Below are 12,406 nucleotides of genomic sequence, written 5' to 3'. Positions count from 1 at the left end.
GTCCCCCCGGTCAGACCCGGACGGTCGCCGGGGTCCGGGGACGGGCCCGGCGTTCGCCGTCGACGGCGGCCGTGGTCCGGGTCCGGGTCGGCATCGAGCTGATCGGGGCCAGGTCGAAGACCATGCGGGTGGGCTCGAAGGGCTCGGCGTAGCCGATCCGTGCCTGCGACCCCCAGTAGCGGGCCGTCGCCTCGACGGCGTCGGGCTCGACCATGGCCGACAGCTCCACCTGCGAGGCGTGCTCCTTGAGCGCGGCCAGCTTGCCGGTGATGAAGGCGGTCACGTCGACGAAGACCGTCGGGTGGAAGGTCAGCGTCGAGGGGCTCTGGTAGTGCAGCACCCGGGACAGCCGGCGACCGGCCGAGCGGGCCGCTGCCGCGGCCGCCCGGTGGTCCTGGTGGCTGTCGTCGGCGGCGTGCACGTAGACCAGGTCGGCCTGGGTCTCCTCGATCACGCCCTCGATCAGCCGCACGGTGGCGGCGTCGGGGGTCAGCGTGCAGTCGGTGAGACCGCCCCAGCGCAGGGACGCCCCGAGGGAGTGCGCCGCGGCGCGCTGCTCGTCGAACCGGTTGGCCGTGCCGGGGCCGGCCTCCCCACCGGTGAGCACCAGCACGGTGACGGTGTCCCCGGCGGCGGCGTGGGCCAGCAGGGTGGCGCCGCAGCCGAGCTCGACGTCGTCGGGGTGGGCCCCGATCGCCAGGACGTTACGCACCGACAGCACCCACGGGTGCCACGCCGGCCTGCCGCTGCAGGCGACGGATGACGACGACCCCGACGAGGGCGGCCGCGACGAGCCCGCCCAGCAGGGCGGCGCCGTTGGCCAGCATCGGCATCTGGGACGCCGTGCACACGGGCACGTTGCCCACGTTGCTGACGTTCAGCGTCGTCCCGTCCAGCGTCCAGGACGCCGGCGACTGGCCGTTGGCCTGGGCCTGGGTGAGCACCACCGAGGCGACGCCGTTGTTGGTGCCGGGCTTGAACGAGGTCGGCACCTTCGACTGCCAGGCCGTCGGGTCGGTCTTGTTGGCCGGGCCGACCGCGATCTCGCGGGTGGTGCTGCCGCTGTTGGTGTAGCCCAGGACGGCCGTGTACGTGCCGTCCTTGTTGTCGGTGTAGCAGTTGACCACGGGCTTGACCGTCCCGGCCGCGGGCGCGGGCGCGGGTGCCGTGGCCGCGGAGGCCAACCCGGGCGCCAGGGCCATCGCCACCACCGACAGGACGGCGACCAGCGCGGACCGCGCGCTCCACCGTCCACCGGCGCGGGGGCGGGCCCCGCGCGTGCTGCTGCTCATGTCGTTCCTCCCGTGGCGGTGAGTCCGCCCCGAGGAGATCGTCGTCCGGCCACGGCCAGAAAGTGAACCGACGGCGATCAGTTCAGCACAAAGAGTGACTACGGAGGACGTCGACCGCCATCGCGGCCGCCTCGGGGAACGACCCCGCCCGGGCCCACGCGGTCGGCTCGTCCGGGGCGTCGGCGTACTCGCCCTGGCGGATGCGGACGGCCCGGGCCCCGACGGCGGCGGCCACGGCGACGTCCTTGCCGGGGCGGTCGCCGATCACCAGGACGCGGTCGCCGGGCACCCCCAGCCGGCCGGCCAGCTCGTGCAGCCCGGCGGGGTGGGGCTTGCGGGCCGCCCGGCCCCCGAGGTCGTCGGTGACGACGACGGCGTGCAGCAGCGGGCCGAGCCCGGTGGCGGCCAGCTTCGCCCGCTGGATCACCGGGTTGCCGTCGGTCAGGCAGCCCACGGGGACGACGGCCGCCAGCTCGCGCAACGCCTCGGCCACCCCCGGGTACAGGGGGAGCCGGGTCGGTTCGTACCCGGTGAAGGCGGCCACCAACGGCGGCACGTACCGCGTCAGGTCGGCCGCGGGCACCCCGGCGGTCAGCAGTGCCCGGTCGATCGTGCCGCCCCGGTCGGAGCCGGCGGCCAGCTCCGCGACCAGGGCGTCGTGCACCGCCGCGCCGTCCAGGCCCCGGTCCTGCGCGGCGGCGCCGACGGCGTCCGCGGCGCCGGCCAGGTAGGCCGCCTGGGGGTAGAGGGTGTCGTCGAGGTCGACGACCACGGCCAGCGGTGCCGGACCGGTCCAGGCCGGCGGGGCGGTCACCACGGGAGGTGGCCGTCGGTGAAGTCGGGCTCGACGAGGGCCAGCAGCTCGTCGGTCCGCGGGTCGGCCAGCACCGCCGCGACCTGCGGGCCCGCCGTCCCGTCGCCGTAGGGGCAGGGCAGGCCGGCGGCCCGGGCCTGCCCGGCCGGCGAGGTGTGCTCCACCGCGGCGGCCAGCACCTGGGCGGCTGCGGTGTCGCTGGCCAGGCCGGCCAACGTCGTCGTCCCGGCCTCGACGCCCTCCCAGCGCGGGGTCGACGAGCGCAGCACGACGACCGGGACCCCGAGGTAGGCGGCCTCCTCCTGGATCCCGCCGGAGTCGGTCACGGTCAGCACCGACCCGGCGAGGGCGGCGAGCAGGTCGTCGTAGGCCAGCGGCCCGCTGCGGTGGACCCCGGGGTGGTCCAGCCGGGCGTCCAGCCCGGTCGCGGCCAGGCGCGCCGCCGTCCGGGGGTGGACGGGGAAGGTGACCGGCCCGACCTGCTCGGCCAGCCCGCGGACGACGTCCACCAGCCGGGCCAGCCGGACCGGGTCGTCGACGTTGGTGGGCCGGTGGGCGGTCACCAGCACGCCGGCGCGCCGCTCCGCGGGCACCGGGCGGACCCCGCGGGCCACCAGGGTGTCCACGACGGGGTTGCCGACGACGAACACCCGCTCGGCGGGGATCCCCTCGCCCGCCAGGAACGCCGCCGCCCGCGCGGTGGGGGCGAAGTGCAGCTGGGCCACCGCGGCGGCGACCCGCCGGTTGACCTCCTCGACGCTGCGGCCGTTGAAGCTGCGCAGCCCGGCCTCGACGTGGCCGAAGGGCACCCCGGCGGCGCGGGCGGCCAGGGCGTAGGCCGGCACCGTCGCGGTGTCGCCGAGGGCCAGCACCAGGTCGGGGGCGAACCGGGCCACCGCGGTGGCGGCGTCGGCGTGCAGCGCACCGGTGCGGGCGGGCTGGCCGTCGGGCAGCGCGAACCGGTGGGTCGGGCGCAGACCCAGGGCCTCCTGCAGCGCCGAGCCCATCGCGGGGTCGGCGTGCTGACCGGTGTCCACGACGGTGACGGTGTGCCCGCCGGCGACCAGGGCGTGCACCACCGGGGCGAGCTTGACCACCTCCGGGCGGGTGCCGAAGGGCACCAGGACGTGCCGGGACCGCCGGTCGGTCACGCCCGCACCGCCGCGGGGGCCGCGCACGGGTCGCCGACCGGCCGGCCGTCGGGACCGGAGTAGGTCTCGGCGAAGTAGCGGCTCATGCGCACCCCCGGCGTGAAGAACAGCTGGGGCAACCGGGCGTGCGGCTCGCGGATGCCCTGCAGGTAGGTGCCCACCACGTCGGCACCGGCGGCCAGGGTCAGCGGCAGACCGCCGGAGAACCGGGGGTTGACCTCCATCACGGTGACCGTGCCGTCGTCGGCGACGAAGCCCTGCACGTTGGCCGGGCCGGTCAGCCGGACGGCGGCCAGCGTCGCCGCGACGAGGGCGGTGACCTCCGCCGAGGCGAAGGTCGAGCCCTTGACCGAGATGCCGGCCTTGGTCTCCTCCCGCCAGCGGGGCACCGCTGTCAGCAGCTCGCCGTCCCGGGAGACCAGGGCGTCCGCGGTGAACTCCCGACCGGTCAGCCGGGTCTGCGCGACCAGCTCCGGGTCGGCCAGCATCGCCGCCCGCACGGCCGCGGCGTCGTCGAGCAGCTGCACGCCGCGGCTGCCACGACCGCGGCGCGGCTTGACCACCCACGGACCGGGCACGACGGCGAGCTCGGCCGGGCTGCCGGCCGCGGCCGGGTGCGGCACCCGGGCCGCGGCCATGTGCCGGGCGAAGAGGTCCTTGTCGCAGCAGATGTCCACGGTGGCGGCGTCGGGCAGCCAGGTGTGCAGGCCGGCCGAGGCCAGCCAGTGCGCCGCGGACCGCAGGGCGACCAGCTCCTCGGCCACGGTGGGCACGAGCGCGTCCGCGTCGTGCTCGGCGGCCGCGGCGACCAGGGCGTCGACGAAGGACGGGTGGTCGGCGCGGGGGACCGTCACGCCGACGTCGGCCAGGGCCCCGCCGGCGGCGGACGGGTCGGCGTCGACGGCCACGACGCGGTGGCCCAGCGCCCGCAGGCGGCGGATGACCGCGACCCCGGCGGGCCCGCCCGAGCCGGTGACCAGCACCGCGGGTCGACGGGCCGCCCCGCCGCCGCGGGGTCGGGGGGACGGGGGCGGCGGGGTCGGGGCGGCGACCTGACGGACGACGGTGCCCGACCCGGGGTCGACCCGGGCCGAGGCGACGGTCAGCAGGTCCTGCGCGGTGGGCACCGCAGGCAGCCGGGTCGGGGTCAGGGTCATCGGACGTCCTCGAGGTCGGTGCGGGCGAAGCTGTGCGGGACGGTGCGGACCACCCGCGGCCGCGGTGCTGGGGCGCGGGGGACGGGCCGGGGCACCGGAGGGCGCACCCCCTGGGCCCGGACGGACGGCGTCCCCGCGTCGTCGTCCACCGGGTCGAACGTCACGGTGGTCTCGGTGTCCGTGCTGTCCGCCGCGGCCTCGACGACCGGGGCCTCGACGAGCTGGGCGGCGGTGTGCCGGCGGGCCAGGAACCAGCCGCGGGCCCACAGCCGCAGCGAGGCGACCTGCTCGTTCACCACCGGCTCCCACTGGCGGGCGGCGACGGCTTCGGCGAGGGCGTCGAGCACCCGGTCGTCGTCGTCGTAGGTGGCGACGGCGACCAGGGAGGCGATGTGCGCGCGCAGGCCGTCGTCGGCCAGCCGCCGCACGGTGGCGATCCGCTCGTCGACCGGCTGGTGCCCGATCCGGTAGTCGATGCGGCCCTGCTCGCGGTGGGCGGCCAGCCGGCGGGACGCCCACCGGGGGAGCACGCGCCGGTGCAGGAAGCTGGTCGGGCTGAACCGACCGCGGCGGACCGGCTTCGCCACGCCCTCGGCGCGGTAGCCCAGCCCCGGACGGGCCCAGCTCTCCGGGCGGCGGGCGGTGTGCCGGCCGGCGACGTCCTGCTCGGCCCGCTCGGCGGCGGGGAGGGTCAGGTACACCATCAGCAGGAAGCCGGCGAGGGTGCTGACCAGGGCCCACAGCGTGCCCACCCAGTCGTGGAACAGCGTCATCGCCGGTCCGCCCCAGGCGTACCCGGCCAGGGCCGACAGGGCCAGGCGGATCCCGTTGGCGACCACGACGGCGACCACCGCCGCCAGCAGCCCGGCCACCGCGTGCAGCCGGCGCCCCCGCAGCACGACGGCGGTCAGGGCGGTCAGCCCGACCACGCTGAGCAGCGACGAGCACGACAGCGTCACGACGCCCTCGAGGACGTCGCCCTCGGGCCGGAAGATCAGGATCGACCCGGGGATGGCGGAGGAGACGTCCACGCCGAACCAGCGCAGCACGGTCACGGTGGCCGCGGCCTCGGTGCGGCTGAACCACCCCGCCGCGAGGTAGTACCCGGCCAGGCAGATGCCGACGGCCAGCCCCAGCTCGGTGACGATGGTCAGCAACCGGAGCGTGGTGCCCCGGTGCGGGGGGCGGGTGCCCGTGACCACGGCGCGGCTCACCGGGCCACCCCGGCGGGCTGCGGGTGGGCAGGCGCGGCAGCGGCAGGGGCGACGGTGGACGTGCCGCCGGTGCGCGAGGTCTTCACCCAGGTGTAGGGACGGCCCAGCATGCCGTCGAGGTAGGCCCGGGTGGTGATCCAGACCGACAGGGCGAACGCGGGCAGGAAGCCCAGCAGCCGCCAGGCGGCGCGGCGCTCGACGCGGCCGACCATCAGGCCGACGGCGAGCTCGGCCAGCGGGCCGACCAGCAGCAGCATCGACAGCGGCAGCAGGCCGACGACGGGCTGGTCGCCGATCCCGAAAGCCCGCAGCGCGGCCAGCACCAGGCCGATCCCGCACAGCACGGGTACGTGGTAGGTGAGCAGGAACAGCAGCGACTCGAACTTCTCGACCAGCGTCAGGTGGGGCGAGCGCAGGATCGACCAGGTGTAGTCGCGGAAGCACTTGTGGTGCCCGCGGGCCCACCGGTAGCGCTGGGTCCAGAACCGGCGCGCCGAGACCACGGCCTCCTCGTAGTCGATGGCCGACAGGTCGTAGCGCACCCGCTGGCCGGCCAGCAGGATCCGCAGCGTCAGGTCGGTGTCCTCGGTGACCGTCTCGGGGTTCCACCCACCCAGGGCGCGCAAGGTGCTGATCCGCACCGCGCAGTTGGCGCCGCCGTAGGCGGGCAGCTCGAACAGCGCCTGCCGGCCGTACTCGTTGACCAGGTAGCCGGACAGGAAGTCCACGAAGACCGTCGTGGCCATCGAGGACTCCTGGCCGTTGCGGATCACGCACCGACCCATCACCGCGCTGACCCGGGGGTCGCGGAAGTGCCGGACCAGCCGGCGCAGGGCATTGGGCTCGGGTTCGTGGTCGGCGTCGAAGATCAGGGCGATCTCGGCGTCCACGGTGGCCAGGGCGTCGTTGAGCGCGCCGGACTTGCCACCGCCGGAGCCCGGTGCCCGGTGCAGCACGCGCAGCCGGGTGTCCAGCGCGGCCCGGGCGTCGAGCAGGGCGCCGGTGTCGTCGTCGGAGCCGTCGTCGACCACGACCAGCGTGAGCCGGTCCACGGGGTAGTCCAGCGACAGCAGCGCGGTCACCATGCCGTCGACGACGAGGGCCTCGTTCTTGCAGCTGACCAGCACCGCGACCGACGGCGTCCAGCCCTCGAGGTCGACGTCGGCGGCCACGAGGTCGCGCTCGGCCCAGCGGGCGGCGGCGATGGCGAACCCGAGGTGCCGGAAGAAGTAGACGCCGAACACGACGTTGAGCGCGCCGGCGATCCCACCGAGGACGGGGTCGACCCCCCAGTGCACGAGGGCCGACGCGAGGGCGACGGCGTACGCGACGAGGACCCACCGGTGCCCGTCGGGCCTGCTGCCCCGTGTCCGTCGCCCGCGCACCTGCCCCCGCCTGGTCCACCCCGTGCTGCACGCACCGGTCCCGGACGTCATCGGCAGTGCGCGGCGCGACCTGGAACCCGATCGGACCCGCATCGCTCCGGCGGGGTGGTTTGCACCGGCCACTACCGTGGACAGACGTGGCTGCCGACTTCTCCTCGCGTGTGGACGACCTGAACGGGACCCTGCGGTCCATCGAGACCGTCCTCAAGCTCGACGACCTGCGCGACGAGATCCGCGACCTGGAGCAGCAGTCGGCCGCACCCGACCTGTGGGACGACGTCGAGGCCGCGCAGAAGATCACCTCGCGGCTGTCCTACCTGCAGGGCGACCTCCGCCGGGTCGAGGACCTCCGCAGCCGCATCGACGACGTCGCGGTGCTGTGGGAGATGGCCGCCGAGGAGGACGACGAGGCCACCCGCGCCGAGGCCGAGCGCGAGGTCGAGAGCCTGCAGAAGTCGATCGAGGAGCTCGAGGTCCGCACGCTGCTGTCGGGGGAGTACGACGCCCGCGAGGCCCTGGTGACCATCCGCTCGGAGGCCGGGGGCGTCGACGCCGCCGACTTCGCCGAGATGCTGCTGCGCATGTACCTGCGCTGGGCCGAGCGCAAGGGCTACCCGACCGAGGTCTACGACACCTCCTACGCCGAGGAGGCCGGCATCAAGTCGGCCACCTTCGCGGTCAAGCAGCCCTACGCCTACGGCACGTTGTCGGTCGAGCAGGGCACCCACCGGCTGGTGCGCATCTCCCCGTTCGACAACCAGGGCCGCCGCCAGACCTCCTTCGCCGGGGTCGAGGTGCTGCCCGTCGTCGAGCAGACCGACCACGTCGACATCCCCGAGAACGAGATCCGGGTCGACGTCTTCCGCTCCTCGGGCCCCGGTGGCCAGTCGGTGAACACCACCGACTCCGCCGTCCGCATGACCCACATCCCTACCGGCATCGTGGTGTCCTGCCAGAACGAGAAGTCCCAGATCCAGAACCGCGCCGCGGCACTGCGGGTGCTGCAGGCCCGGTTGCTCGTCGTCCGGCAGCGCGAGCAGAAGGCCGAGATGGACGCCCTCAAGGGCGAGGGCAGCAGCTGGGGCAACCAGATGCGCTCCTACGTGCTGCACCCCTACCAGATGGTGAAGGACCTGCGCACCGAGCTCGAGAGCGGCAACCCCTCCACCGTGCTCGACGGCGACATCGACGCCTTCGTCGAGGCCGGCATCCGCTGGCGCAAGGAGCAGGAGCAGGCCGCCGAGGCCGTGTGAGGCCCGCACGAACCACGGCGAGCCGACCAGGATGACCAGGTTCGGCGGGTACGGTCAGTCCCCGTGATCGAATTGCAACACGTCACCAAGGTCTACCCGACGAGCCCGCGGCCGGCCCTGGACGACGTCTCCATGGAGATCGACAAGGGCGAGTTCGTCTTCCTCATCGGCTCCTCGGGATCGGGCAAGTCCACGTTCCTGCGGCTGCTGCTGAAGGAGGACAACCCGACCAAGGGCACGATCAAGGTCAACGACAAGACCCTGAACACCATGAGCAAGTGGCAGGTGCCCAAGCTCCGCCGCACGATGGGCTGCGTCTTCCAGGACTTCCGGCTGCTGCGCAACCGCACCGTCGCCGAGAACGTCGCCTTCGCCCTCGAGGTCATCAACAAGCCCCAGCGCACCATCCGCCGGGTCGTGCCCGAGGTGCTGGAGATGGTCGGCCTGGAGGGCAAGGCCGAGCGGCTGCCCACCGAGCTCTCCGGTGGCGAGCAGCAGCGGGTGGCCATCGCCCGCGCGTTCGTGAACCGCCCCCTCGTGCTGCTGGCCGACGAGCCCACCGGCAACCTGGACCCCGAGACCAGCCAGGGCATCATGCTGCTGCTGGAGCGGATCAACCGCACCGGCACCACCGTGGTCATGGCCACGCACGACTACCACATCGTGGACTCGATGCGCCGCCGCGTGATCGAGCTCAACGACGGCCAGGTGTCCCGCGACCAGTCGCGCGGCGTCTACGGCGTCGGTCGCTGACCACTCCCTGAACTCCCGAAGGAACCCATGCGCGTCAACTTCGTCCTCTCCGAGGTGGCCACCGGGCTGCGCCGGAACCTGACCATGACGGTCGCCATGATCCTGACGACCGGCATCTCGCTGGCGCTCATGGGCACCGGCCTGGTCATCGCCAACATGATCACCGACATGCGGGCGATCTACTACGACAAGGTGCAGGTCTCGATCTACCTCACCGACGACGTCACCGAGGAGCAGCGCGAGGCCATCGCGACCCAGCTCGACCAGTCCTCCGAGGTGAAGAGCTACCTCTACGAGTCCAAGGAGGAGGCCTACAAGCGGTTCACCGAGCAGTTCTCCCAGCAGCCCGCGCTGGTCGAGAACACCGACCCGACCGCGCTGCCCGAGAGCTTCCGGGTCGAGCTGGTCAACCCCGAGCGCTACGAGGTCATCGCGAAGGCCTTCCCGGACGGCCAGAACGGCGTCGAGCAGGTGCGCGACGAGGGTGACTTCCTGGACCGTCTGTTCAGCCTGCTCAACGGGGCCCGCAACGCCACCATCGCGGTGGCCGTCGTGCAGGCCCTGGCCGCGTTGCTGCTGATCTCCAACACGATCCAGCTCGCGGCCTTCAACCGGCGCAACGAGACCAACATCATGAGACTGGTCGGTGCCTCGCGCTGGTACACCCAGTTGCCGTTCATCCTGGAGGCGGCGCTGGCCGGCCTGCTCGGCGGGTTGCTGGCCACCGTGGGCCTGGTGCTCACCAAGGTGCTGTTCATCGACCGCACCCTGGCGGGCCCGATCAGGTCCGGCATCATCCCGCCGGTCGACTGGGGCGTGATCGCCACGATCAGCCCGATCATCACCGGCGCCGGCATGGCCCTCGCCGCGATCGCGGCGTACGTGACCCTGCGGCTGTACGTCAGGTTGTAGACCGGGATGTGAGTTGCGGGGCGACCGTAGAGTCGGACCCGGACCAAGGCGAGGCGCCCTGCGAGGCGGGTTGAGGAGTGGGGGCCGGAGGCTTCCGCGATCGATGCCCGGGGTGCGCTCGTCGCAGCTGGGGACGGCACCTGGAGCGGTGTCGTCCGGAGGACGACGAGGTGCACAGCCATGCCGCGAGAACAAGGGCGCAAGTTCATCGCCCAGAACAAGAAGGCGCGGCACGACTACTCGATCCTCGACACCTACGAGGTGGGCCTGGTGCTGACCGGCACCGAGGTCAAGAGCCTGCGGATGGGTCGCGCCTCGCTGGTCGACGGCTTCGCCATGGTCGAGGACGGCGAGGTGTGGCTGCACCACGTGCACATCCCGGAGTACACCGAGGGCACCTGGACCAACCACACGCCGCGGCGCAAGCGGAAGATCCTCATGCACCGCAGCGAGATCGAGAAGCTGGTCGGCAAGACCAAGGAGGGCGGGCTGACCCTCGTCCCGCTCGACCTCTACTTCAAGGACGGCCGGGCCAAGGCGACGCTGGCGCTGGCCAAGGGCAAGAAGAGCTACGACAAGCGCCAGGACCTCGCGGAGAAGGACAGCCGCCGCGAGATGGAGCGCGCGTTCGGGCAGTACGTGAAGAGGGGCGGACGGCGATGAGGGGGATCGCCTACGACGTGTTCGGCGGCGTCGAGGTGCTGCAGCTGCGCGAGGACCTGCCGACCCCGCCGGTCGGGCCGGACGTCGTCCTCGTCCGGGTGCACGCCGCCGGGGTCAACCCGGTCGACGTCGGCATCCGCTCCGGCGGGCTGGCCCAGCTGTTCCCGCACCACTTCCCGATCGTGCCCGGCTGGGACGTCTCCGGCGTGGTGGAGCAGGTCGGGCCGGCGGTCACCGCGTTCGCCGTGGGCGACGAGGTGTTCGGCTACGTGCGCCGGGACGACGTCGGCCTGGGCACGTGCGCCGAGCTGGTCGCCGCCCCGCAGCGCTGCCTGGCGCACAAGCCCGCGTCGCTGAGCTTCGCCGAGGCCGGAGCGCTGCCGCTGGCCGGGCTGACCGCCTACCAGGCGCTGACCGAGGTGCTCGACGTCGGCGAGGGCGACCGGGTGCTGGTGCACCGGGCCGCGGGCGGCGTCGGGTTCAACGCGGTGCAGATCGCGGTCGCCCTCGGCGCGCACGTGATCGGCACGGCGAGCGCCAAGAACCACGGCTTCCTGCGTGAGGCCGGCTGCGCCGAGGTGTACGACTACGCCGACGGCCCGCTGAGCGAGCAGCTCACCGAGCCGGTCGACGCCGTCCTCGACCTGGTCGGCGGGGCCACCCTGGCCGATGCCCCCGACCAGGTGCGCGACCCGGCCCGGATCGCCTCGGTCGTCGACCCCGCGGTGAACGACCTGGGCGGGCAGTACGTATTCGTCCGGCCCGATGCGCACGACCTCGAGGAGCTGGCCCGGCTCGCCGACGACGGCCAGCTGCGGGTGCCGGTGGCGAAGGCGTTCCCGCTGGAGCGCACCGGCGAGGCGCAGGAGCTGGTCGCGGCCGGTCACGTCCGCGGCAAGGTCGTCGTCACGCTGCGATGACCCGCCCCCCGCTCGACGACGCCGACGTCCCCTGCTACGTCGCCGAGCTGGGGGTGCCCGGGCTGGTCGACGTGCACGTGCACTTCATGCCCGAGCGGGTGCAGGCGGCGGTGTGGGCCTACTTCGCCCAGGCGGAGACGCACTACGGCGCGCCCTGGCCGGTCACCTACCCGGGGACGCCGGGGGAGCGGTTGGACCAGCTGGCGCGGCTCGGCGTCCGGGCGTTCTCCGCGCTGAACTACCCGCACAAGCCGGGCATGGCGGCCGGGCTCAACGACTGGTCGGCCGCGTTCGCGCAGCAGCACCCGCAGGTGCTGCAGTCGGCCACCTTCTTCCCCGAACCCGACGCCGCCCGCTACGTACCCGCGGCGATCGAGGCCGGCGCCCGGGTGTTCAAGGTGCACGTGCAGGTCGGCTCCTTCGACCCCCGGGACGAGCTGCTCGAACCGGTGTGGACCGCGCTCGAGGGTTCGGGCACCCCGGTGGTCATCCACTGCGGGTCGGGTCCGCTGGCCGGCGAGCACACCGGGCCGGCGCCGGTGCAGGGCCTGCTGCAGCGGCACCCGCGCCTCCAGCTGGTCGTCGCGCACCTGGGCATGCCCGAGTACGCCGAGTTCCTGACCCTCGCCGAGACCTACGACGGCGTCCGATTGGACACCACGATGTTCGCCACCGACTTCACCGAGCGCCTGATGCCCTTCGACCGGGCCCTGCTGCCCCGGCTGGCCGCGCTGCGGGACAAGGTGCTGCTGGGCAGCGACTTCCCGACCATCCCCTACCCGTACGCCCACCAGCTCGCCGCGCTGCACGGCCTGGGGTTGGGGGAGGACTGGCTGCGCGCGGTGCTGTGGGGCAACGGGGCCCGGCTGTTCGGGATCACCCCCTAGGGTCG

13 protein-coding genes are annotated in these 12,406 nt (G+C 73.7%); 6 read left to right on the top strand and 7 right to left on the bottom strand.

Features of this window, described 5'->3' with window-relative positions; all coding sequences use genetic code 11:
* Positions 1-10 precede the first annotated feature (10 nt).
* From BLS67_RS00805 to BLS67_RS00775, 7 genes are all read right to left on the bottom strand, one after another.
* Entirely contained in the window at positions 11-712 is a 702-nt protein-coding gene (locus tag BLS67_RS00805) for a PIG-L deacetylase family protein (RefSeq protein WP_091239120.1), read from the bottom strand.
* Positions 705-1,292 (bottom strand): hypothetical protein, encoded by a 588-nt coding sequence (locus BLS67_RS00800; RefSeq protein WP_091238007.1) that lies wholly within the window; start codon positions 1,290-1,292, stop codon positions 705-707. The genes BLS67_RS00805 and BLS67_RS00800 overlap by 8 nt, the downstream gene beginning before the upstream one ends.
* 82 nt (positions 1,293-1,374) lie before the next feature.
* On the bottom strand, positions 1,375-2,106 hold the full coding sequence (locus BLS67_RS00795; protein ID WP_091239116.1) for an HAD family hydrolase: 732 nt from the start codon (positions 2,104-2,106) through the stop codon (positions 1,375-1,377).
* Complete coding sequence (gene wecB, locus BLS67_RS00790; RefSeq protein ID WP_091239112.1) at positions 2,103-3,257, bottom strand: non-hydrolyzing UDP-N-acetylglucosamine 2-epimerase; 1,155 nt, start codon at positions 3,255-3,257, stop codon at positions 2,103-2,105. The genes BLS67_RS00795 and wecB overlap by 4 nt, the downstream gene beginning before the upstream one ends.
* On the bottom strand, positions 3,254-4,414 hold the full coding sequence (locus tag BLS67_RS00785; protein WP_091238005.1) for an ATP-grasp domain-containing protein: 1,161 nt from the start codon (positions 4,412-4,414) through the stop codon (positions 3,254-3,256). The genes wecB and BLS67_RS00785 overlap by 4 nt, the downstream gene beginning before the upstream one ends.
* On the bottom strand, positions 4,411-5,628 hold the full coding sequence (locus BLS67_RS00780; protein WP_165617419.1) for an exosortase/archaeosortase family protein: 1,218 nt from the start codon (positions 5,626-5,628) through the stop codon (positions 4,411-4,413). The genes BLS67_RS00785 and BLS67_RS00780 overlap by 4 nt, the downstream gene beginning before the upstream one ends.
* Positions 5,625-6,926, bottom strand: coding sequence for a glycosyltransferase family 2 protein (locus BLS67_RS00775; protein WP_242653680.1), 1,302 nt, complete (start codon positions 6,924-6,926; stop codon positions 5,625-5,627). The genes BLS67_RS00780 and BLS67_RS00775 overlap by 4 nt, the downstream gene beginning before the upstream one ends.
* Before the next feature lie 224 nt (positions 6,927-7,150).
* Between BLS67_RS00775 and prfB the strand changes: the two genes are divergently transcribed.
* The 6 genes from prfB (at position 7,151) to BLS67_RS00745 (ending at position 12,401) form a co-directional block, all read left to right on the top strand.
* A complete protein-coding gene (prfB, locus tag BLS67_RS00770; protein WP_091237999.1) occupies positions 7,151-8,266 on the top strand; it encodes a peptide chain release factor 2 in 1,116 nt (371 codons plus the stop codon).
* Positions 8,267-8,329: 63 nt separating this feature from the next.
* Positions 8,330-9,019 (top strand): cell division ATP-binding protein FtsE, encoded by a 690-nt coding sequence (ftsE, locus tag BLS67_RS00765; protein WP_091237996.1) that lies wholly within the window; start codon positions 8,330-8,332, stop codon positions 9,017-9,019.
* 27 nt (positions 9,020-9,046) lie between these two features.
* The gene (gene ftsX, locus BLS67_RS00760) at positions 9,047-9,931 is read left to right on the top strand and encodes a permease-like cell division protein FtsX (RefSeq protein ID WP_091237994.1); all 885 of its coding nucleotides are present in this window, start codon (positions 9,047-9,049) and stop codon (positions 9,929-9,931) included.
* Between the two features lie 180 nt (positions 9,932-10,111).
* Complete coding sequence (smpB, locus tag BLS67_RS00755; RefSeq protein WP_091237991.1) at positions 10,112-10,594, top strand: SsrA-binding protein SmpB; 483 nt, start codon at positions 10,112-10,114, stop codon at positions 10,592-10,594.
* The gene (locus BLS67_RS00750; RefSeq protein WP_091237989.1) at positions 10,591-11,514 is read left to right on the top strand and encodes an NADP-dependent oxidoreductase; all 924 of its coding nucleotides are present in this window, start codon (positions 10,591-10,593) and stop codon (positions 11,512-11,514) included. Before smpB ends, BLS67_RS00750 begins: the two co-directional genes overlap by 4 nt.
* Positions 11,511-12,401: an amidohydrolase family protein gene (locus BLS67_RS00745; protein WP_091237986.1), complete on the top strand. Its 891-nt coding sequence runs from the start codon at positions 11,511-11,513 to the stop codon at positions 12,399-12,401. The genes BLS67_RS00750 and BLS67_RS00745 overlap by 4 nt, the downstream gene beginning before the upstream one ends.
* The last annotated feature ends 5 nt before the right edge of the window (positions 12,402-12,406 follow it).

This window comes from Klenkia soli, assembly GCF_900103975.1.
GTDB lineage: Bacteria > Actinomycetota > Actinomycetes > Mycobacteriales > Geodermatophilaceae > Klenkia > Klenkia soli.
Note: the sequence above shows the minus strand (reverse complement) of the source record. Positions and strands in the feature narration are given on the sequence as shown.